Below are 22,463 nucleotides of genomic sequence, written 5' to 3' on the forward strand. Positions count from 1 at the left end.
CAACCCCTGACCGGATGCGCCCATGACGATTCTGGAATCCCAGCTCAACCCCCGCTCGGCCGACTTTGCGGCCAACGCCAGCGCCATGCGCGTCCTGGTGGACGACCTGCAGGCCCAGGTGGCCCGCATTGCCGAAGGCGGTGGCGAGGCGGCCCGCGCCAAGCATGTGGCACGCGGCAAGTTGCTCCCGCGCGACCGCGTGGCCATGCTGCTGGACCCCGGCACCCCGTTTCTGGAGCTGGCGCCCCTGGCCGCGCTCAATGTGTACGACAACGCCGCGCCCGGCGCCGGCATCGTGGCGGGCATTGGCCGTGTGAGCGGGGTGGACTGCATGATTGTCTGCAACGACGCCACCGTGAAGGGCGGCACCTACTACCCGCTGTCGGTCAAAAAGCATTTGCGCGCGCAGGAGATCGCGGCGCAAAACAACCTGACCTGCATCTACCTGGTAGACAGCGGCGGCGCCAACCTGCCCAACCAAGACGAAGTCTTCCCCGACCGCGACCACTTTGGCCGCATCTTCTTCAACCAGGCCAACATGAGCGCGCAGGGCATTGCGCAGATCGCCGTGGTCATGGGCAGTTGCACGGCCGGTGGCGCCTATGTGCCGGCCATGAGCGACGAGACCATCATCGTCAAGAACCAGGGCACCATCTTCCTGGGCGGCCCGCCACTGGTGAAGGCGGCCACGGGCGAGGTGGTGACCGCCGAAGACCTGGGCGGTGGCGATGTGCACACGCGGCTTAGCGGTGTGGCCGACCATTTGGCGCAGAACGACCTGCACGCCATTGCCCTGGCCCGCCAGGCGGTCGCGCATTTGAATAAAAAGAAGCCTCCAGCGCTCGCCACGCTTGCGCCAGCAGCTCCTAAATATGTAGCGGAAGAGTTGTACGGCGTGATTCCCGCCGACACGCGCAAGCCCTTTGACGTGCGCGAGATCATTGCCCGCATCGTGGATGGCAGCGAGTTCCACGAGTTCAAGCCGCGTTACGGCGCCACGCTGGTCACCGGCTTTGCGCACATCGAGGGCATGGCGGTGGGCATCATTGCCAACAACGGCATCCTGTTCAGCGAATCGGCCCTCAAGGGCGCGCACTTCATCGAACTGTGCTGCCAGCGCAAGATTCCGCTGGTGTTTTTGCAGAACATCACCGGCTTCATGGTGGGCCGCAAGTACGAGAACGAGGGCATCGCGCGCAACGGCGCCAAGATGGTGACGGCCGTGGCCACGGCGAGTGTCCCTAAATTCACCATCATCATTGGCGGCAGCTTTGGTGCCGGCAACTACGGCATGTGCGGCCGCGCCTACAGCCCGCGTTTCCTGTGGATGTGGCCCAACGCGCGCATCAGCGTGATGGGCGGCGAGCAGGCGGCCAGCGTGCTGGCCACCGTCAAGCGCGATGGCATCGAGGGCAAGGGCGGCGCCTGGAGTGCCGACGAAGAAGAAGCCTTCAAGGCCCCCATCCGCCAGCAATACGAGGAGCAGGGCCACCCCTACTACGCCACCGCCCGCTTGTGGGACGACGGCATCATCGACCCGGCCGACACCCGCCGCGTGCTGGCCTTGGGCCTGAGTGCAGCATTGAACGCGCCGATTGAAGACACCAAGTTCGGTGTCTTCCGCATGTGAGGGGCTGGCCATGACCGCACTGACCCTGACCCACACCGGCGCGCTGCTCACCATCACGCTGAGCCGCCCCGAGGTGCGCAACGCCTTCAACGACGAGGTGATTGCCGAGCTGACCCAGGCCTTCCAGACCGCAGCAGCGAGTGCCGAGACGCGCGCGGTGGTGCTGGCCGCCGAAGGCCCGGCCTTCTGCGCCGGCGCCGACCTGAACTGGATGCGTCGCATGGCGGACTACACGCGCACCGAGAACCTCGCGGACGCCGCCAAGCTGGCCGAGATGCTGCGCGTGATGTACGCCTGCCCCAAACCCACCATCGCCCGCATCCAGGGCGATGTAGTGGCCGGTGGCATGGGCCTGGTGGCGGCCTGCGACATGGCGGTGGCGGCAGACAGCGCGGGCTTTTGCCTCAGCGAGGTGAAGCTGGGCCTGATCCCCGCCACCATCAGCCCCTATGTGATCCGCGCCATGGGCGCGCGTGCCGCGCACCGCTACTTTCTGACGGCCGAGCGCTTCAGCGCGCAGGAGGCGCACCGCATCGGCTTCGTGCACGAGGTGGTGCCGGCCGAGCAGCTGGATGCCAAGGTGGCCGAGCTGGTCAAAGCCCTGGTCAACGCCAGCCCGAATGCCGTGCGCAGCTGCAAGGAGCTGGTGCAGACCGTGGCAGCGCGCGAGATTGATGGGGCCCTGATTGCCCACACGGTGGAAGGCATTGCCGACATCCGCAGCAGCAGCGAAGGCAAGGAGGGCGTGCAGTCCTTCCTGCAAAAACGCAAGCCGAATTGGCTGGTCTGAGTTCCCGAGGAAAACAATATGTTCACCAAAATTCTGATCGCCAATCGTGGAGAAATTGCCTGCCGCGTCGCCGCCACCTGTGCGCGGCTAGCTATCAAAACCGTAGCGGTGTACTCCGATGCGGATGCCTCTGCCAAACACGTGGCCGCCTGTGACGAAGCCGTGCACATCGGCGGCAGCGCGCCCAGGGACAGCTACCTGCGCTGGGAAAAGATCATTGCTGCTGCCCAGGCTACCGGTGCACAGGCCATCCACCCCGGCTACGGTTTTTTGAGCGAGAACGAAGAGTTCGCCCAGGCCTGCGCCCAGGCGGGGCTGGTGTTCATCGGCCCGCCCGCATCGGCCATCCTGGCCATGGGGCTGAAGGCGGAGTCCAAACAGCTCATGGAAAAAGCGGGCGTGCCGCTGGTGCCGGGCTACCACGGCAAGGACCAGGACGCTGCGCTGTTGCAGCGCGAGGCAGACCGCATTGGCTACCCCGTGCTCATCAAGGCCAGCGCCGGTGGCGGTGGCAAGGGCATGCGTGCGGTGGACAAGGCCGAGGACTTTGCCGACGCCCTGGCATCGTGCAAGCGCGAGGCCATCAACAGCTTTGGCGACGACGCGGTGCTGGTGGAAAAGTATGTGCAGCGCCCGCGCCATATCGAGATTCAGGTATTTGGCGACACGCTGGGCAATTACGTCTACCTGTTCGAGCGCGACTGCTCGGTGCAGCGCCGCCACCAGAAGGTGCTGGAAGAGGCGCCTGCACCCGGCATGACGCCCGAGCTGCGCGCCCGCATGGGCCAGGCCGCGGTGGAGGCGGCGCGCGCGGTGAACTACGTGGGCGCCGGCACGGTGGAATTCATCGTGGAGCAGCCGGGTGGCTACGCCCATCCCGAGCAGATGAAGTTCTACTTCATGGAGATGAACACGCGTCTGCAGGTGGAGCACCCGGTGACCGAAGCCATCACCGGACTGGACCTGGTCGAGTGGCAACTGCGCGTGGCATCGGGTGAGCCACTGCCCTTGCAGCAGGACCAGCTGCAGATCCAGGGCCACGCCATTGAGGCACGCATCTGCGCCGAGAACCCCGACAACAACTTCCTGCCCGCCACCGGCACGCTGCAGGTCTACGGCCTGCCCGCGCATGTGACCTTTGAGCGCGCCAGCCATGGCACCCGGGTGGACTCCGGTGTGCGCCAGGGCGACACCATCAGCCCGTTTTACGACTCCATGGTGGCCAAGCTCATCGTGCACGGCTCCACGCGTGAAGAGGCTTTGGCACGCATGGATGCGGTGCTAGCGCAAACCCATATCGTGGGGCTGGCGACCAATGTGCAGTTCCTGCGCCATGTGACCACCAGCACTGCATTTGCCAAGGCCGAGCTGGACACGGCGCTGATTCCGCGCGAAGCCGCAGTGCTGTTCCACCGGGACAAGCTCGGCCTGCCGCTGGCCGCCGCCGCTTTGGTGGCGCACACGCTGCAGTCCGAGCTGGACCACGGCGCGCAGACAGATGCTGCGGGCTGGCGCGACCCTTGGGCGCAGCGCGATGGCTGGCGTTCGCACGGCCCCTCGGTGCGCAGCTTCGCGCTGGAGTACGCCGGAGAGCCTCACACCGCCGTGCTGACGACGGTGCGCGGTAACTACACGCTGGCCGTGGCGGGGCAGAGCCTGCCGCTGCAGTGGGCCGTGGGCGCCACAGGTGCGCTGGACCTGCAGCTGGGTGCGCAGCGTGTCGTGGCAAATATCTATCAAAATGCCGATGTGGCGCACGTATTCACTGCGCAAGGCGCTATACAAATCGTAGCAATTGACGCGCTGGCGCATGCTGGTGAAACCCATGCAGAGGGGGGGCGCCTGACCGCGCCCATGCCCGGCAAGGTGGTGTCCTTTGCGGTCAAGGCGGGTGACGCGGTGACCAAGGGCCAGGCCTTGGCTGTGATGGAAGCCATGAAAATGGAGCACACCATTGCCGCGCCTGCTGACGGTACCGTGGCCGAGCTGCTGTTTGCGCCAGGTGACCAGGTGACTGAAGGGGCTGAGCTGCTGCGCCTGGACGTGGCCGCCTGATCGCGGCACGGCCTGCCGTGCGGCGAGAATGCAGGCATGTCTTCTTTGCGCATTACCTATTACTCGGCCGATTTCGACGAAGCGGCCTGGATCCCCGGTCTGCAAGCCGCTCTACCCGGTGCAGACGTGACCCTGTGGACGCCCGGTGCCCCGGCGGCGGACTACGCTGTGGTGTGGAAGCCTCCGCAGCAAATGCTCGATGAGCAGCAGGCTCTCAAAGCCATCTTCAACACCGGTGCGGGGGTGGACGCTCTGATGAAGCTGCGCCTGCCCGCCGGCGTGCCGGTGATCCGGCTGGACGACGCCGGTATGTCGGTGCAAATGGCCGAATACGTTTGCCATGCGGTCATCCGCCACTTTCGCGAATTCGATGGCTACGAGGCGGACATGGGCAACGGCAAATGGTCTTTCCGCAAGCCGCGCAGCCGCTTGGACTACCCCGTGGGCATTCTGGGGCTGGGGGTGCTCGGCGAGCGTGTGGCCAAGGCGGTGGCGCAGTTTGACTTCCCGGTGAATGGCTGGAGCCGTTCCCCCAAGGAGTTGGAGGGCGTGCAGTGCTTCTATGGCGAGGCGCAGTTGCAAGATTTTCTGGCTGCGAGCCGCATCGTGGTGTGTTTGCTGCCGCTCACGCAGGAGACCGACAGCATTCTCAATGCACGCACCCTGGCCTGCATCCGCCCCGGCGGCTACCTGATCAACGTCGCCCGGGGTGCCCATGTGGTGGATGCGGATTTGCTGGCCGCCATCGATAGCGGCCACCTCGCCGGTGCCACGCTGGATGTGTTTCGTGTGGAGCCGCTGCCGCAAGGCCACGTGTTCTGGAACCACCCCCAAATCACCGTCACGCCCCACACCTCCGCCCGCACTTTGCGCAGCGAGAGCATTGCCCAGATCGCCCGCAAGATTGCGGCGTTGCAGAGCGGGCAGCGGGTGGCCGGCTTGGTGGATGCCGGGCGGGGTTACTGAGCCGCATGACAGCGCCTGACGCCTTCGCCACCCTGGCGCGCGCGCGCACCTCGGTGCGCGGTTTCACTGATCAACTCGTGCCGGACGACATGTTGCGCGAGCTGCTGGTGAGCGCGCGGCTGGCGCCCAGCGGCGCCAACCTGCAGCCGGGCAGCTTTATCCAGGTGCGTGGCGCGGTGCGCGAGGGGTTGTCCCAGGCCATGTCTGCGGCCTACCGGGATGGTAGTGCCGAGGCGGAGGACTACAGCTACTTCCCCGACCCCATGCCTGGCCACTTGCGTCGCCGGCAGGTGGCAGCGGCCCGTGCGCTGTACGACAGCATTGGCATTGCCCGCGAAGACCGCGGCGGGCGGGACCAGCAGTTTGAGCGCAACTTCCGCTTCTTCGACGCGCCGGTGGCGCTGGTGGTCACCATCGAACGGGGCTTGGGCAGTGGCAGTTTTATGGATTTGGGCATGGCGTTGTACGGCTTGTTGCTGGCTGCGCAGTCCCGCGGACTTGCGAGCTGCGCGATTGGCGCATTGGCGTCGTACCCCGGGCTGGTGCGGGCGCATCTGGGCCTGGGGCCGGAGGCGCATATCGTGTGTGGCGTGGCCCTGGGCTATGCGGATGCGGACGCGCCGGTGAACCGCACACGTACCAGCCGCGTTGATCTGGATGCTTTTTTCAGGGTGGTGGGCTAAGCCAACCTAAGCACGCCACCGCACCAGCGTGGCGGCACCTATGCCTCCCGCGCCGGCGATGGCGGCCAGGCCCCGTGCACCCGCGCGCCCGAGCTGCTGCAAATCCGCCAAGACGCGCACCAGCGCAATGGCGCCGGAAGCCCCGATGGGGTGCCCCCGCGCGATGCCGCCGCCCCGGCGATTGAGGCGGGTGACATCGAGATGCAGCGCCTCACAAAACGCCAAGCCTTGCACGGCAAACGCGTCGTGCAGCTCCACCACCTCGCAGGCCTGCAGGGCTAGCCCTCCGGCGCGTTGCAGCACGGCCCGCGTGGCTGCCTCTGCCGCGAGCAAGGGCATGGCCGGGTCGCTGCCCACCGACGCACTGGCCTGCCATTGCGCCACCGGGCGAATGCCCCGTTGGCGGGCTGCCGCTTCCGTCATCATCAGCACCATGCCCGCACCATCGGCGCGGGTCGAAATGGCCAGCGTGCTCACGGCGCAGCCCACAGGCGTTGCCGCTGTATCGCCCGCTGCGCCTACCGCTTGCACTGGCAGCCTTGCCGCCATGGCAGGGCGCAGGGCGCGCGGGTAGGCATCGTGCTGCAGCCCTGCAATGGGCACGATCTCGCCGGCCAATGCATCGCGCTGGGCCAGCGCCTGCGTGTGGCTGTGCAGGGCGTAGGCATCTTGTTGTGCCCGGCTGATCTGGTGTGCGGCTGCGTAGTCGGCAGCAGCTTGCAGCAAGTCGGGGTCGCGCGCCGGGTCGGGGGCGAATGCGGGGCGTTCATACGCCACCGGTGCTTCGTCAAGGGTCAGTGGGCGGTGTTGGCGGATGGGCGCGCGGCTCCAGGCTTCGACGCCACCGGCCACCACCACCTGCGCTTGCCCGCTGGCGAGCAGGCCTGCAGCCATGGCGACGGCGTCCAGCCCGGCGCAGCATTGGGTGTCCACCGAGTAGGCTGCGCAGCGGTCCGGCAAGCCGGCCGCCAACGCCACCATGCGTGCCGGGTTGCCGCCAGCGCCCAAGGCGTTACCCAGGACCACGGCATCCACATCGCCGGCTTGCAGGCCAGCGCGCTGCAGCAGGGCGTGCAACACAGGGGCCCCGATATCGTGGACATGCAGTGCCCGGAATGCACCGCCATGCGGGGCTATCGCGCTGCGGGCCCATGCGGCGATCAGTGCAGGGCGGTCAGGCATGGCGAGGTCTCTTGGGCGTGCGCAATCAGGGCCCGGCCCAGCGCAGGGTGGTCTGTCTTGCCGCTGGCGGTCCAGACCCAGTGGGGGTGGACCCAGATCTGGCGCGGCACCTTGAAGGCCTCCAGCCGTGCGCGGCACCAGTCTTGCAGCGCCTGCAAGGACGGGTGCCCGGAGGGGGCGGCCCATTGAAGGATGGCGACGATGTGTACACCCCGCTGGGCATCCGGTACCCCGTGCACGGATGCCCGTGCGACGGCCGGGTGCGCTTCGAGCACGGCCTCCAGCTCTTCGGGAAACAGCTTTTTGGCCTTGGTGACCAGCATGCGGCTCTCACGGCCGGCGACCCACAAGCGGCCTTGGGCGTCTTGGTGCCCGAGGTCGCGCACGCAAACCCAGTCGCCATCGCGCAGCGCGGCGGTGTGGTCGTGGGGGGCGCCCACGTAATCCATGAACACCATGGGGCTGCGCACAAAAATCAGTCCGTCCGGGCTGTCGGGCGTGGCGCCACGTACCTCCAGGTCCACGGTGTCAAACGGCTGCCCTACCATCGCATCTGGCAGGTCGGGGTGCGATTCGGTCCAGGCGATGAAGCTGGTTTCAGAAGCGCCATAAAACTCGATGATGCGTGCGTCTGGAAACAGCGCCTGCAACTCCGGCGTGCGGCTGCGCGACCAGCGTGCGCCGCTGATCAGGATGAGGCGCACGCCACGCACCGGAGGCAATTGGCGGTGCTGGGCCCACTCCAGCATGAGCAACAGCTGGCTGGGTACGGCCACCAGGCAAGGCGTTTGCCCGGATGCCAGGGTGCCCAGTGCGGCGGGCGCCGAAAACTGCTCTTGCACCACCACGCCGGCACCCGTCCACAGGCCCAGTAGCATGCCGAACAGAAACAGGGAGTGCGAGTCGCGCCCGGGCGCAAGAATGCGCGCCGAAGCCGCTTCTCCGAAGGTGCGCAGGCACACGTCAAAGCTCTCCGTCCAGGAGCGGTGGTGCCGCCGGAAGCCTTTGGGCAGGCCGGTGCTGCCGGAGGTGAAGCCGGTGTAAAACGGGCTCAGGGGTGTGGGGGGCGCGCTGTCGCAAGGGGCGCGGGACAGCGTGGCCTGCACGGCGTCCAGCACCTGAGGGGGCCACGCCGGGTCACTGACCGCGGCGCAGCGGCCACTGGTGATGGTGCCCAAAAAAGCGACCAGGCGTTGCAGCAGGGTCTGGTGCGCATCCAGCAGCACGGTGGCCGGTGCCCGTGCTGCATGCAGGGCCTGGGCATGGGCCCGCACTTGCTGGGCGAGTGCTTCAAAAGTGAGGTTGCCGGCCTCACTCTGGATGGCCAAGGCGGCGCCCCGGTCGTGGGCCCAGTGGTCCAGCCGGCTATGCACCAGCTCCGGGGCGGCTGTGGGCATCAGGCGCCTTGTTTGCCGAACTTCCAGTCGGGCAGGCCGCGCGCCACGGTATGGCACACCACGGCGGTGAGCACGCACTTGATCAGGTCACCGGGTACAAAGGCGCTGGTGCCGATCAGGGCTTGGGTGAGGCTCATGCCGGCAATCTTCATCAGGCCGACCACACCGCAAGCGTGGATCACCAGCAGACCGCCCAGCGCCGAGGCCACAAAGGCACTCAGCGCCACGCGGTGGGGGGAGCCGGCGGGCATGGTGTGCATGACCAGGCCGGTGACGAAGGCGCCCAACGGCCAAGCCAGCAGGTAGCCAGCAGAGGGTGTCATGAACACGCCAAAACCGCCGCGTCCACCGGATAGCAAGGGCAGGCCGATGGCCACGGCCGCCAGAAACAGCAGCAAGGCCTGCACGGCGAGGCGAGGCCCCAGCAGGCAGCCCGCCAGCATCACGCCTAGCGTTTGCAGGGTGATGGGCACGCCCAGAGGCAGGTCAATTTTGGGGATCAGGCCCAACACCGCCATCAGGGCGGCAAACAGGGAAACGAGTGCGAAAGAGTGGTTGCGTTGCATGGTCTCTGACTTTCTTGTTATAGAGGAAGGGGCTTACTCGCCCAAGCGGACGTCGAGTGTATCGGCTACGCGGCGCGCGGTTTGCAGCATCTGGATGGTCAAGGGCGCCAGCAATTTGAAGCCTCCGCCTTTACCGGTGCGCAGGCGGTGGGAGTCGTCCAGCCGCTTCCACACCACAAAGAAATGCTCAATGAATCGCAGCATCAAGGCCACTTGCAGGGCAAAGCGGTCGGTGCGCACGCCCAGGCGCTGCAAGGGGGTGAGCAGCCGCTCCAGCACGTCTTGCAACTCGCTGCTGCGGGTGGTCAGGGTCAGGGCCATGCTCAGCAGCGAGGCGCCCACCATGCGCAGCACACTCACCACGCCGATCAGGGGTTGCTGCATCACGGCGTGGAAGGCCAGCACCAGCGCGGCCGCAATCAGTAGTGCACGCAGCAGCCTGCGGCCCTGCGCCATGGCCTTGCCGAGTGACAGGTACAGGCCGGTGCAGAGGGCGCAGGCCAAGCCCAGCCAAGCGGGGGCGCTGATCCAGAATATGCCGGTGCTCAGCAGCACCAGTAGGCCCAGCTTCCAGCCGGCTGGCACCTTGTGCAGCCAGGTGCGGTGTTCGCTGTAAAGGCTGCCCATGGCTCAGCGGGGGGCTGCCGTGCGGTTGGCGATGCGGGCGGCAACGTCTGCGCGGTAGGCCGCACACACGGCATCGGCAGGGCCATCGGCACGCACCCGGCCTTGGTCCAGCCAGATCACCCGGTCAAAGCCGCGCAGGTGCTCCAGCACGTGGGTGGAGACGATGATGTGCTGCGGCGCTCTGGCCATGTCGTCGTGCAGCAGGGCCTGGCCCGGCAGGTCCAGGCTGGCAAAGGGCTCGTCCATCAGGATGAGCGCGGGTTGGCTGAGCAGAATGGCCAGCCAGCACACATGCTGGCGTTGCCCTTGGCTCAGGCTGCTGATGGCGCGCTCTGCCCAGGCATCCAGGCCCCGGCTTGCCAGAAACACGCGCGCTTGCGCAATGGCATCGCGACGCGGCATGCCGGTGGCGGTCAGCCCCAGCGCAAGTTCCTCTTGCACAGTGGGAAATACGATCTGGTCGTCGGGGTTCTGAAACATCATGCCCACGAGGTTGGGGCGCTGTGCGTTGATGCGGAATGCCGGCAGGCCTTGCACAGTGACGGCGCCGGTGTGCGGAGCCTCCAGCCCGCAGGCCATGCGAAACAGGCTGCTTTTGCCGGCGCCGTTGTCGCCGATGAGCCCGATGCGCGGCTCATGCAGTTGCAGGGTCAGGCCGTCAAACACCGGGGTGGTGCCCCGTGTCAGGCCGGCGTTGGAGATGCTTAGCAAAACGGGCGCCTCATAGGAGTCCGGGCAGGTGCCCCGGGAAAAGCCTGCCACTATAACAACGCCCATATCGCTGCCCCTACCACTGCCCTCCTGTGGGGCTTGCGGGTTCGCGGTTTAATACGAAGCTCTGCGTTTGAACTTGCGAGCACGCTTTATGAACACTCCTTCCCGCGTCAAGATTGTCGACGTCGGCCCGCGTGACGGGCTGCAAAACGAAAAGCAACCCGTGCCGGCCGCCATCAAGGTGGAGTTGGTGCACCGCCTGCAGGATGCCGGCCTGAAAGAGATTGAAGTCACCAGCTTTGTTTCCCCGAAGTGGGTGCCGCAGATGGGCGATAACGCCGAGGTCATGGCCGGGGTGCAACGCCGTGCGGGCGTGCGTTACTCGGTGTTGACACCCAATATGAAAGGCTACGAGGCAGCGGCATTGACGCAGCCCGACGAAATCGTGGTCTTCGGCGCGGCCAGCGAGGCGTTCAGCCAGAAAAACATCAATTGCTCTATCGAAGAAAGCATTGAGCGCTTCCGCCCGGTGGCAGAGGCGGCCAAGGCGGCGGGCATTGCGGTGCGCGGTGCCATCTCTTGCGCGGTGGGGTGCCCCTATGAGGGCGACATTGCGCCGGAGCGCGTGGCGCTGGTCGCGCGGCTGATGCGCGATATCGGCGTGGAGCATGTGGGGGTGGCGGACACCATCGGCGTGGGCACGCCGGTCAAAGTGCAGCGCGCTCTGGAGGCTACCTTGCAGTATTACGGCGTGGACCAGGTGTCCGGCCATTTTCACGATACCTACGGCATGGCGCTGGCCAATACCCTGGCCACGCTGGAAATGGGCATCTGGCACTTTGACACCTCGGTGGCCGGTCTGGGCGGCTGCCCCTATGCCAAAGGAGCTACCGGCAACGTGGCAACCGAAGACGTGGTCTACATGCTGCACGGCATGGGCATCGAAACGGGGATTGATCTCGACAAATTGATCGACGCCGGCCAGTTCATCAGCGACTTTTTGGGCCGCAAGCCGCATTCGCGGGCTGCCAATGCGCTGCTGACGAAACGCTTGGGTTGATTGCAAAAAAATGTGTGGAGCTGAATTGACTGAATTACCCGAAGGCGTGCAGCGCGTAGCTGCCGCGTTGCAAGCTAATAACCATCCCCATGGCCCCGTGATGCTCGATGGCGCTGCACGCACCGCCCAGCAGGCCGCAGACGCACTGGGCGTGGCCGTGGGGCAGATTGCCAAGAGCATCATCTTCAAGCGGGTGGCCGACGAGGCCGCAGTGCTGGTGGTGACCTCCGGTGACCGGCGTGTGGACGAAGCCAAGGTCGCAGCACTCGTGGGCCCCCTGGCGCGCGCCAATGCGGCTTTTGTGAAGGAGCGCACCGGCTTCTCAATTGGCGGGGTGAGCCCGGTGGCGCATGCCATGCCGGGCGTCACGCTGATTGACCGCGAACTCTTCCGCTTTGAGCAGGTGTGGGCGGCGGCGGGGCACCCGCATGGCGTGTTCCAACTGCAGCCGCAAGACCTGGTGGCGCTGACGGGCGCGCCTGTGGCGGATGTGGTGGAGGCGCCTGCGGATGAAAATGCCCTGGACGCGCTGGCTCGCGAGAATGCTATCAAAACGCTAGCTGCTCGCGCAGTATCGGTGGGCGCTATGGCCGAAAACATTCCAAGCCCTTGCGTGAATGTGTGCCGCATGGACACGGGCAGCGGCCTGTGCGAAGGCTGCTTTCGCACCATCGAAGACATCCGTGAATGGGGGCGCAGCGATGACGCCGCCAAGAAGGTCATGTGGGGGCAGATTACCGAGCGCCTGCGCCAGACGCACCCCGGGGCCTTTGCCTGACGCCGCCGGATAGAGCCGCCTTTTCCCCGGAGCCCGCATGAAGCAAATCACTTTTTATCTGGATTTCATCTCCCCCTATGCCTATCTGGCGTTTGAGGAGTTGCCGCGTGCCTTGCAGGGCCTGAGCTACAGCGTGCGCTACAAGCCGGTGTTTCTGGGCGGCTTGCTCAAGCACAACGCGGTGCTGGGCCCGGCTGAGGTGCCGCCCAAGCGCCATTGGATTTACCGCCATGTGCAGTGGCTGGCGCAGCGCCAGGGCGTGGCGCTGGAGTTTCCGGCCACGCACCCCTTCAACCCGCTGGGGCTGCTGCGGCTGGCCATTGCGACCCAGAGTGAAGGTCTGCCCAACCGCTATGTGTGCGAGACCCTGTTCCAGCATGTGTGGCAGGGTGGGGCAGATGCCGCGGATGCCGCCCGCCTTCACGCCGTGACGACATCGCTGGCGCCCGGCCGTAACCCCGGTGATGACAGCGTCAAAGCCCAGCTCAAGGCCCACAGCGATGAGGCGATTGCGCAGGGGGTGTTCGGCGTGCCGAGCTTTGAAGTGGATGGCAAGGTGTTTTGGGGTCTGGATGCCTTGCCCATGCTGCGCGCCTGTCTGGAAGGTGATGCCTGGTTTACGGACCACGACGCTGACATGCGCTGGAATGCAGTGCAAACCCTGCCCTCGGGAATACCCTTGCGAAAGCCCTGATTTGTCATCATGTGAAAGCGCCTCGCAGGGTTAGACCTTAATCTGTCAGAGACGAGTCAGTTCCGCGTCAGAGCAGGGTCAGTGGGGACTCCAAGAATACGTTCAAGCCTTCATGTCGAGGGCTGAACATAATGAATGGAGACACACATGGCAAACGCAGCCCCACGGCCGATGTCTGCGGAAGAGAAGAAAGTTATCTTCGCTTCCTCACTCGGCACTGTTTTCGAGTGGTACGACTTTTACCTGTACGGTTCTTTGGCAGCCATCATTGCCAAGCAGTTCTTCAGCGGTTTGGATGAAGGCTCGGCTTTCATCTTCGCGTTGTTGGCGTTTGCTGCGGGCTTCATCGTGCGTCCCTTCGGCGCACTGGTGTTCGGTCGTTTGGGCGACATGATCGGCCGCAAGTACACCTTCCTGGTGACCATCCTGATCATGGGCTTGTCCACGTTCATCGTGGGTATCTTGCCTAACTACGCCTCCATCGGCGTGGCGGCTCCCGTCATCCTGATCGGTCTGCGCTTGTTGCAAGGCTTGGCGCTCGGTGGTGAGTACGGTGGTGCGGCTACCTACGTGGCTGAGCACGCTCCTCAAGGTAAGCGTGGCGCTTACACCGCCTGGATCCAGACCACAGCGACCTTGGGCTTGTTCCTGTCGCTGATGGTGATCTTGGGTACCCGTACCGTGATCGGTGAAGACGCCTTCGCTGAGTGGGGCTGGCGTGTTCCGTTCATCGTCTCCATCCTGTTGTTGGGCGTGTCCGTCTACATCCGTTTGAGCATGAACGAATCCCCTGCTTTCACCAAGATGAAGGCAGAAGGCAAGACCTCCAAGGCGCCTCTGTCTGAGTCTTTCGGCCAGTGGAAAAATCTGAAGATCGTGATCTTGGCCCTGATCGGTTTGACCGCCGGCCAAGCCGTGGTCTGGTACACCGGCCAGTTCTACGCTTTGTTCTTCTTGACCCAAGCGTTGAAAGTGGACGGCCCTACCGCCAACATCATGGTGGCCATGTCGCTGATCATCGGCACCCCGTTCTTCATCGTGTTCGGCTCTTTGTCTGACAAGATCGGCCGCAAGCCCATCATCTTGGCAGGCTGCTTGTTGGGTGCTTTGACCTATTTCCCCGTGTTCGAAGCGCTGACCAAGGCTGCCAACCCAGACCTGCACGCTGCCCAACAGGCTGCCAAGGTCACTGTGACTGCGGATCCTGCCGAGTGCTCGTTCCAGTTCAACCCAACCGGTACCAAGAAGTTCACATCCAGCTGCGACATTGCCAAGCAACGTCTGGCCGGTGCTTCTGTCTCCTATGACAACGCAGTGGCGCCAGCTGGCACACCTGCAGTGATCAAAGTGGGCGAAACCGTGGTGAACGTGAAGTACAGCCCTGAAGACATCGCTGCTGCCAAGGCCAAGGCCGAAGCCAAGCTGGCTGAAGTGTCTGCAGCCAACCCTGTGGATGAGAAAGCGGTTGCTGCTGCCAAGAAGTCTGTGGCTGACCTGAGCAACGAAAAGACTGCTGGTGCTACCTTGCTCGGCGCTAACCTGAGTGCTGCGTTGAAGGCTGCCGGCTACCCCGCCAAGGCTGACATGGCCAAGTTCGACAAGGTCAAGGTCGTGATCATCCTCACCTACCTGGTGATCCTGGTGACCATGGTGTACGGCCCCATTGCTGCCATGTTGGTGGAAATGTTCCCGACCCGCATCCGTTACACCTCCATGAGCTTGCCTTACCACATCGGTAACGGCTGGTTCGGTGGCTTGTTGCCGACCACTGCATTCGCTATCGTGGCGCAGACCGGTAACATGTACAACGGCTTGTGGTACCCCATCATCATCGCGGGTGCAACCGTGGTGATCGGTGGCCTGTTCATCAAGGAAACCAAAGACGTTGACATCTACGCCAACGACTGATTTTTGCGAGTGAAGTGAGTTAACGCCCCGGCTGAAAATGTCGGGGCAATTTCCAGGCTCTCCGCTCCGGGGGGCTTTTTTTTTGAAAGAAATGGTATGTGGAAAATTGCTGTGGGTTTTGCGTTGTTTGCCGGCTTGGCCTTGTTCATCCTGAGCAAGGGTGGCGATATTGATATGAGTGGTGAGAAGCATGGCGGGGACGCGACACACACCGAAGCTCCTGCTGCCGCTGCACCGGCTTCTGCCGCTGCGCCCGCCGCACCGGCGGCCAGCGAAGCCAAATAATTCGCTTCGTAATAGGGAAAACGAGGGGGCCTGAGGGCCCCCTTTCTTCTGCGCTGGCGGGGGTGCGGTCCTAAAATCTTCGTCATGAAATTAACAAAAACAGACGTTGGACAAAAAGCGTTCAAAGAGCGGTCGGCCTTGTTTTCGGCTCGCCAGCGCTCGGCGTTCATTCTGTTTGACGGTCAGAAAACCGTAGCGCAGGTGCTCGCTGCTACCGCCGGCATGGGGCTGGTCCAAGCCGATGTGGATTACATGCAGGAGCAGGGCTTTTTGGCCCCCGCGCTCGACCAGGCACCGGCACCTGTGGCGCGGCTGGCTTCTGCAGAGCTGGTGGAGCACGCGGAGCAAACCGCTGCCCCGCCCGAACCGCCTAGCAACCGCACACCGCAAGAGCGCTACAGCGATGCCAAACCCCTCGCCACCAAGCTCACCGCAGGTCTGGGGCTGCGCGGTTTCATGCTGAACCTGTCGGTGGAATCTGCCGTCGGGTTTGACGACCTTTTGACGCTGTTCCCCAAGATTCAAGACGCCGTAGGCGCCAAGGCCTGCCGCGAATTGGAGCGCGCCCTGAAAGGGTAATCAAGCGTGCCTAGAATGTCTCTCCCCACTGCAGAGAGCATTCACCATGACCCAGGGCACCATCCGCATTCGCGGGGCGCGACAGCACAATCTCAAGAACCTTGATCTGGACATCCGCACGGGTGAGCTGACCGTGGTTACCGGGCCCAGCGGCTCGGGTAAATCCAGTCTGGTGTTCGACACGCTGTACGCCGAGGGTCAGCGCCGCTACGTGGAGACCTTCAGCGCCTATGCGCGCCAGTTTCTGGACCGCATGGACAAACCGGCGGTGGACAAGGTGGAGGGTGTGCCCCCCGCGATTGCGATTGACCAGACCAACCCGGTGCGCTCCAGCCGCTCCACCGTGGGCACGATGACGGAGCTCAACGACCACCTCAAGCTCCTGTTTTCCCGTGCGGGTAGCCTGTTTGACAAAGACACCGCGCTTCCGGTGCAGCACGATACCCCCGAGACGATTTACAGCACGCTGCTGCAGCGCGCCGCGGCCGAAGGCAATCCCCGCTTGGTGCTAACCTTTCCGGTCGAGCTGCCTGGCAACGCCACCCCGGATGAAGTAACCCAGTGGCTGAGCGCTAGCGGCTTCACCCGGGTACAGGCGGAGCGGGAGGTGTCGACTGTCAATGGCGTGCGCAAGGTGTTGGACGTCGTGGCCGACCGCTTCCGTATCGAGGGTGTGGAGAAAGTGCGGGCCCTGGAAGCCATTGAGACCTCGCTCAAGCGCGGTAGCGGGCGTTTGAATGTTTACGTGTCCAAAGAGGCGGTGGCGCAGGTGGAGTATGCGCAAGCAGCTCCTGAAATCATAGCAAACGCAGCCCCGGAGGTTTGGTGCTTCTCCACGGGCCTGCATTGCCCGCAGAGCGATATCCGCTACACCGACCCGATTGCGTCCATGTTCAGCTTCAACTCGGCGGTGGGCGCCTGCGATGCCTGCCGCGGGTTCGGGCGCGTGGTCGGGGTGGACTATGGCTTGGTCATCCCCAACGACAAACTCACCCTGCGCGCTGGCGCAGTCAAGCCCATGCAGACGCCGGCTTGGCAAGAGTGCCAGGACGACCTGATGCGCCACGCCGAGGCCAGCGGCATACCGCGCGACACGCCTTGGTACAAGCTCACCCAGGAGCAAAAGCACTGGGTGCTCAAGGGCTCACCGAACTGGAACGGCAAGTGGAACCAGCACTGGTTCGGTGTGGACCGCTTCTTTGAGTACCTGGAGACCAAGGCTTACAAGATGCACATCCGTGTGCTCTTGTCCAAGTACCGCAGTTACACGACTTGCCCGACCTGCAATGGCTCGCGCCTGAAGACCGAGAGTCTGCTCTGGCGCATTGGCACCAAGGACCAGGCCGATATGGCGCTGGACCCGACCAAGCGCTTCATGCCTAAGGGCGTGAAGTGGTCTCGTGAGCAACTGGAAGCGCTGCCCGGCTTGTCGCTGCACGATTTGATGCTGATGCCATTGGATCGACTCAAGAGGTTTTTTGATGCGCTGCAATCCGATTTGGGCATTTTTGGGGGGGCGGAGTCCGGGGTGCCGGCAGTGGCCTCATCAACTCGCTTTGCGAGTAGCAAATCGGCCACCGCCGGCACCCCGGACTCCGCGTTGCGTTCGGAAGATGCCGCGCCGGATGCGGTGTCTGCGGTAGTTCTCTCCACTGATGGCGAAGCCGAAGGCAGGGAAGCGCCGGGTGACGATTTGGCAGTTGCGCAGCAAATGCATGAGGAGCTCGGCGCTTCCCTGCCTGCGGCCCCCTCGGAGAAAGCCGCCAACGCACCCACCGCATCTGAAGCCGAGCACAAAACCCTCAAGCTCTTGTTTGAAGAGGTCGGCACCCGCCTCAAATACCTGTGCGATGTAGGCATTGGCTACCTCACGCTGGACCGCCAGAGCCGCACCCTCAGTGGCGGTGAGGTGCAGCGCATCAACCTCACTACCGCGCTGGGCACCTCGTTGGTGAACACCCTGTTCGTGCTGGACGAGCCCAGCATCGGCCTGCACCCGCGTGACATGAACCGCATCATCGTGGCCATGCAGCGCTTGCGCGATGCGGGCAATACGCTGGTGGTGGTGGAGCATGACCCGGCCGTGATGCTGGCGGCCGACCGCATGATTGACATGGGCCCCGGCCCGGGCGAGAAGGGCGGCCAGATCGTGTTTGACGGCACCACCGAGGCCCTCAAGGGCGCAGACACCATGACCGGCGCTTACCTGGGCGGTCGCAAGCAGGTGGGCATGGGGTTCAAGCGCATGGTCGCACCCAACAACCCGCGCCTGATTCTGGAGGGCGTGACCGAGCACAACCTCAAAAATGTCTCGGTGGAAATTCCGCTGCAGCGTTTGGTCTGCGTGACAGGTGTGTCCGGTTCCGGCAAGTCCACGCTGATTCAGGATGTGCTGGCCCCCGCCTTGTTGCGTCACTTCGGCAAAGCCACCGAAACACCGGGCGCCCACACCAGCCTGTTGGGTGCGGAGCAGCTCAGCGACATGGTGTTTGTGGACCAGTCGCCCATTGGTAAAACGGCGCGATCCAACCCGGTGAGCTACGTCGGCGCGTGGGACGCGATCCGCGAGTTGTTTGCTGGCGCCGCCTTGTCCAGGGAGCGCAGCTATACCGCCGCCAAGTTCAGCTTCAACAGTGGTGATGGCCGTTGCCCCACTTGCGGTGGTTCGGGTTTTGAACACGTGGAAATGCAGTTCCTGAGCGACGTGTATTTGCGCTGCCCGGACTGCGATGGCAAGCGTTACCGCCCCGAGATTCTGGAAGTGACGATTGAGCGCAAGGGCCGCAATGTGAATGTGGCTGATGTGCTTGGCTTGACGGTGAGTGAGGCTGCCGATTTGTTTAGTGCGGACCGCGAAGTCATTCGCGTGTTGCAACCTATCGTGGATGTCGGGTTGGAGTATGTGAAGCTGGGGCAGCCGGTGCCTACGCTCTCGGGTGGCGAGGCGCAGCGCCTCAAGCTCGCAGGCTTTCTGGCCGAAGCGGCCAAGAGTTCGAGTGCGAGCAAGCAGTTGCTGGCGCGCAAGGGTTCGCTGTTCATGCTGGACGAGCCGACCACGGGACTGCACTTTGAAGACATCGCCAAGCTGATGCGGGCCTTGCGCAAGTTGCTGGACGCCGGGCATTCGCTGGTGGTGATTGAGCACAACCTGGATGTAATTCGTGCGTCTGATTGGCTGATCGATCTGGGGCCTGAGGGGGGCGATGCGGGCGGGCAGGTGGTGGCCTACGGTACGCCGGAAGACCTGTTGCTGCATGCCACTTCGCACACGGGTAAGGCGTTGCGGGAATACGCAGCGGCCATGGGTGTGGTGCATGAGGTGGCGGAGTCGTCGGCCACCTTCACTTCGTTCGCTGCGGCTGATGGACTTGCGCCCGAAGCCTCATCAACTCGCTTCGCGAGTAGCAAATCGGCCTCGGGCGCAAGCCCATCCACCTCCGGCCCTTTGCTGGCGGACACGTCGAATTCCATTCGTATCGTGAATGCGAAAGAGCACAACCTCAAGTCGCTGTCTGTGGATATTCCGCGAGGCAAATTCAGTGTGGTGACTGGTGTGTCGGGGTCCGGTAAGTCGACCTTGGCGTTTGACATTCTGTTCAACGAAGGGCAGCGGCGTTACCTCGAATCCTTGAATGCCTATGCGCGCTCCATCGTGCAACCTGCTGGCCGCCCCGAGGTTGATGCGGTGTATGGCATTCCGCCCACGGTGGCCATCGAGCAGCGCCTCTCGCGCGGGGGGCGCAAGTCCACGGTGGGCACCACCACTGAGGTGTGGCACTTTCTGCGCTTGTTGTACGTGAAGCTGGGCACCCAGCATTGTTTTAAGGACGGCGCGGCGGTGGAGCCGCAGTCGGCAGACAGCATTGCGGCCCAGTTGCTTAAGAACTACCGTGGTCAGCACATTGGATTGCTGGCGCCGCTGGTCCAGGGGCGCAAGGGCGTGTACACCGAGCTGGCCGACTGGGCGCGGCCCAAGGGTTTCACGCACCTGCGGGTGGACGGCAACTTCCTGCCCACCAGTGGCTTCCCGCGGATTGATCGTTTCAAGGAGCACAACATCGAGCTGCCCGTGGCCAGCCTCGATGTAACGCCTGCCAACGAGTCCGCGCTGCGCACTGCGCTGGCTGACGCGCTCACCCACGGCAAGGGTGTGGTCTATGTGCTCAGCGATATTGGCAGTTTGCGTGAGGTGATGGCCGCAGGCGAGTCTGCGGCTGGTGTGGGCAAGGTGCAGGTGTTTTCTACCAAGCGCGCTTGCCCGGTGTGCGCGACTTCGTATGCCGAGTTGGACCCGCGTTTGTTCTCGTACAACAGCAAACACGGCTGGTGCCCGGACTGCGTGGGCACGGGCGTGGCGCTCACCAAAGAGCAGCGCAAGGTGTTTGATGACTCGGTCAAGGACGACGACAACAAGGGCCGCGAGCAGACCTTTGCCGAAGCCGACATCGAAGACCTCCACGACAAAGCCTGCCCCACCTGCAGTGGCACGCGCTTGAATGCCACGGCGCGCAACGTGAAGTTTGCGGGTGTGGGCATTACCGACATTGCACGCCTCTCCGTGACCGATGTGCGCCAGTGGGTGCAGACCCTGCAAGTGGCCGGCGGCATGACGACCCGCGAGGCCGACATCGCCCGCGATCTGGTGCCCGAGATCCGTAGCCGCCTCGAGTTCTTGGAGGAGGTGGGCTTGGGCTACCTCACGTTGGACCGTGGCGCGCCCACGCTGAGTGGCGGCGAGGCGCAACGCATCCGTTTGGCTGCGCAGCTGGGTAGCAACCTGCAAGGTGTGTGCTACGTTCTGGACGAGCCGACCATTGGCTTGCACGCACGCGACAACAAAATCCTGTTGGGTGCCTTGCAAAGCCTGAGCGACAAGGGCAATACGCTGGTGGTGGTGGAGCACGACGAAGACACCATCCGCCATGCGGACCACATCATCGACATCGGGCCGAGTGCGGGCAAGCGCGGCGGGCGGCTGGTGGCGCAGGGGTCGATTGCCGATGTGCAGAATGCTGCGGAATCGCAGACCGGGCGGTATCTGTTGCATGCGATGAAGCATCCCTTGGCGCTGCGGCGGGGGATGGTTTCGTTTGCGGAGACATTGGTGCTGGACGCGGCGGAGGCGCTTACGCCGGGCGCCTCATACGCTCGCGCTGCGAGCTCCAAATCGGCTTCCGGCGCAAGCACCTCCACCGCGGGTGCGGGTAAACCTGCGAAGAAACTCAGTGCCAAAGCGCAGAAAGCCGCTGTGGAGGCGGCACGCATTCTGGACAGCGCAGCCGCCAACACGGAGCTAGCAGAACGCACCAAAGTAGCCGCCGAGTACGCCGCGCTGGCAGACCGCCGCACCGCCCAAATGTCCATCGCAGCCACGGGCAGCCCGGCAGGGGGCGACGATTTGGAGCTCGCAAAGCGAGCGTATGAGGAGCCCACTGTCGGGCTGCCTGTGGCGGGCTCAGAAGAAGCGAAGGCATTCAAACCGAAAATCGACTGGCTCACAGTAAGCAACGCCACCATGCACAACCTGCAAAGCGTTACCGCCCATGTGCCGCTCAAGCGCCTGGTCGCCATCACCGGCGTTAGTGGCTCCGGCAAGTCCACCCTGGCGCGCGACGTATTGCTGGCCAACGTGCAAACCGCCGTGCAAAAGCGCAGCACCAAAGCGGGCCGCGATGCCTTGGAGGCCGGTGAAAAAATCGACTGGCTGGGCTGCGAAGGTGTGACGGGTTACGAGTCCATCGACCGCGTGCTCGAAGTGGACCAAACGCCCATCGGCAAAACACCGCGCTCTTGCCCGGCGACCTATATTGGCTTCTGGGACACCATCCGCAAACTGTTTGCCGACACGCTGGAAGCCAAGGCGCGCGGCTATGCGTCCAACCGCTTCAGCTTCAACACCGGCGAAGGCCGCTGCCCCAGCTGCGAAGGGCAGGGCATGCGCACCATCGGCATGAGCTTCCTGCCGGATGTGAAAGTGGTGTGCGAAACCTGCAAGGGCGCCCGCTTCAACCCCGAAACGCTGGCCGTCACCTGGCGGGGCAAAAACATCGGCGATGTGCTGCAAATGGAAGTGGACGAAGCGGTCGACTTCTTCGCGGCCATGCCCGTCATCGCCCATCCATTGCAGTTGCTGAAAGACGTGGGCTTGGGCTACCTCACTTTAGGCCAGCCTTCTCCAACGCTTAGCGGCGGCGAGGCCCAGCGCATCAAGTTGGTCACCGAACTCAGCAAGGTGCGCGACGACGTGGGCAAGCGCGGCAACAAGGTGCCGCACACGCTCTACGTACTGGACGAACCTACCGTGGGCCTGCATATGGCCGATGTGGAAAAGCTCATCCATGTGCTGCACCGCCTGGTGAACGGCGGCCACAGTGTGGTGGTGATTGAGCACGACCTCGATGTGATTGCCGAAGCCGACTGGGTGCTCGACCTTGGGCCTGAGGGCGGCAACGGCGGTGGCCGCGTGGTAGCGGCCACCACGCCGGAAGATGTGGTCAAGTTGGGTACCCACACCGGCAAGGCGCTAGAGGCGGTGCTGGCGCGGTAAGG

17 protein-coding genes are annotated in these 22,463 nt (G+C 64.1%); 12 read left to right on the forward strand and 5 right to left on the reverse strand.

Features of this window, described 5'->3' with window-relative positions; translation table 11 throughout:
- Positions 1-22 precede the first annotated feature (22 nt).
- Genes FDM28_RS16005 through FDM28_RS16025 form a run of 5 tightly spaced genes read left to right on the forward strand, consistent with a single transcriptional unit; the run spans position 23 to position 6,124 of the window.
- Entirely contained in the window at positions 23-1,630 is a 1,608-nt protein-coding gene (locus tag FDM28_RS16005) for a carboxyl transferase domain-containing protein (RefSeq protein WP_138516926.1), read from the forward strand.
- Positions 1,631-1,640: 10 nt separating this feature from the next.
- Positions 1,641-2,420: an enoyl-CoA hydratase/isomerase family protein gene (locus FDM28_RS16010; protein ID WP_138516928.1), complete on the forward strand. Its 780-nt coding sequence runs from the start codon at positions 1,641-1,643 to the stop codon at positions 2,418-2,420.
- An 18-nt stretch (positions 2,421-2,438) separates the two neighbouring features.
- The gene (locus FDM28_RS16015; RefSeq protein ID WP_138516930.1) at positions 2,439-4,475 is read left to right on the forward strand and encodes an acetyl/propionyl/methylcrotonyl-CoA carboxylase subunit alpha; all 2,037 of its coding nucleotides are present in this window, start codon (positions 2,439-2,441) and stop codon (positions 4,473-4,475) included.
- A gap of 36 nt (positions 4,476-4,511) precedes the next feature.
- The gene (locus tag FDM28_RS16020) at positions 4,512-5,441 is read left to right on the forward strand and encodes a 2-hydroxyacid dehydrogenase (protein WP_138516932.1); all 930 of its coding nucleotides are present in this window, start codon (positions 4,512-4,514) and stop codon (positions 5,439-5,441) included.
- Positions 5,442-5,446: 5 nt separating this feature from the next.
- Complete coding sequence (locus FDM28_RS16025) at positions 5,447-6,124, forward strand: nitroreductase (protein ID WP_138516935.1); 678 nt, start codon at positions 5,447-5,449, stop codon at positions 6,122-6,124.
- Positions 6,125-6,130: 6 nt separating this feature from the next.
- Here FDM28_RS16025 and FDM28_RS16030 read toward each other — a convergent pair whose 3' ends face one another.
- Genes FDM28_RS16030 through FDM28_RS16050 form a run of 5 tightly spaced genes read right to left on the reverse strand, consistent with a single transcriptional unit; the run spans position 6,131 to position 10,673 of the window.
- Complete coding sequence (locus FDM28_RS16030) at positions 6,131-7,306, reverse strand: thiolase family protein (RefSeq protein ID WP_138516937.1); 1,176 nt, start codon at positions 7,304-7,306, stop codon at positions 6,131-6,133.
- A complete protein-coding gene (locus FDM28_RS16035; RefSeq protein ID WP_138516940.1) occupies positions 7,285-8,703 on the reverse strand; it encodes an AMP-binding protein in 1,419 nt (472 codons plus the stop codon). Before FDM28_RS16035 ends, FDM28_RS16030 begins: the two co-directional genes overlap by 22 nt.
- Positions 8,703-9,269, reverse strand: a complete 567-nt coding sequence (locus FDM28_RS16040) for a biotin transporter BioY (RefSeq protein WP_138516946.1) — start codon at positions 9,267-9,269, stop codon at positions 8,703-8,705. Before FDM28_RS16040 ends, FDM28_RS16035 begins: the two co-directional genes overlap by 1 nt.
- Positions 9,270-9,302: 33 nt before the next feature.
- On the reverse strand, positions 9,303-9,896 hold the full coding sequence (locus FDM28_RS16045; protein WP_138516948.1) for an energy-coupling factor transporter transmembrane component T family protein: 594 nt from the start codon (positions 9,894-9,896) through the stop codon (positions 9,303-9,305).
- A gap of 3 nt (positions 9,897-9,899) precedes the next feature.
- Complete coding sequence (locus FDM28_RS16050) at positions 9,900-10,673, reverse strand: energy-coupling factor ABC transporter ATP-binding protein (protein ID WP_138516950.1); 774 nt, start codon at positions 10,671-10,673, stop codon at positions 9,900-9,902.
- 88 nt (positions 10,674-10,761) lie between these two features.
- Between FDM28_RS16050 and FDM28_RS16055 the strand changes: the two genes are divergently transcribed.
- From FDM28_RS16055 to FDM28_RS16085, 7 genes are all read left to right on the forward strand, one after another.
- Positions 10,762-11,670, forward strand: coding sequence for a hydroxymethylglutaryl-CoA lyase (locus FDM28_RS16055; RefSeq protein ID WP_138516952.1), 909 nt, complete (start codon positions 10,762-10,764; stop codon positions 11,668-11,670).
- A 25-nt stretch (positions 11,671-11,695) separates the two neighbouring features.
- A complete protein-coding gene (locus tag FDM28_RS16060; protein WP_240792050.1) occupies positions 11,696-12,448 on the forward strand; it encodes a YbaK/EbsC family protein in 753 nt (250 codons plus the stop codon).
- Between the two features lie 37 nt (positions 12,449-12,485).
- Positions 12,486-13,142 (forward strand): 2-hydroxychromene-2-carboxylate isomerase, encoded by a 657-nt coding sequence (locus FDM28_RS16065; RefSeq protein WP_138516956.1) that lies wholly within the window; start codon positions 12,486-12,488, stop codon positions 13,140-13,142.
- 171 nt (positions 13,143-13,313) lie between these two features.
- Positions 13,314-15,050: an MFS transporter gene (locus FDM28_RS16070; RefSeq protein WP_420853035.1), complete on the forward strand. Its 1,737-nt coding sequence runs from the start codon at positions 13,314-13,316 to the stop codon at positions 15,048-15,050.
- Between the two features lie 96 nt (positions 15,051-15,146).
- Positions 15,147-15,335 carry a hypothetical protein gene (locus tag FDM28_RS16075; RefSeq protein WP_138516960.1) on the forward strand — a complete coding sequence of 63 codons (189 nt, stop codon included), beginning with the start codon at positions 15,147-15,149 and terminating at the stop codon, positions 15,333-15,335.
- A gap of 84 nt (positions 15,336-15,419) precedes the next feature.
- On the forward strand, positions 15,420-15,914 hold the full coding sequence (locus FDM28_RS16080; protein ID WP_138516962.1) for a hypothetical protein: 495 nt from the start codon (positions 15,420-15,422) through the stop codon (positions 15,912-15,914).
- 46 nt (positions 15,915-15,960) lie between these two features.
- Complete coding sequence (locus FDM28_RS16085) at positions 15,961-22,461, forward strand: excinuclease ABC subunit UvrA (protein WP_138516964.1); 6,501 nt, start codon at positions 15,961-15,963, stop codon at positions 22,459-22,461.
- Positions 22,462-22,463 lie beyond the last annotated feature (2 nt).

Origin of the sequence: Rhodoferax bucti (genome assembly GCF_005876985.1) — a bacterium.
Lineage (GTDB): Bacteria > Pseudomonadota > Gammaproteobacteria > Burkholderiales > Burkholderiaceae_C > Allorhodoferax > Allorhodoferax bucti.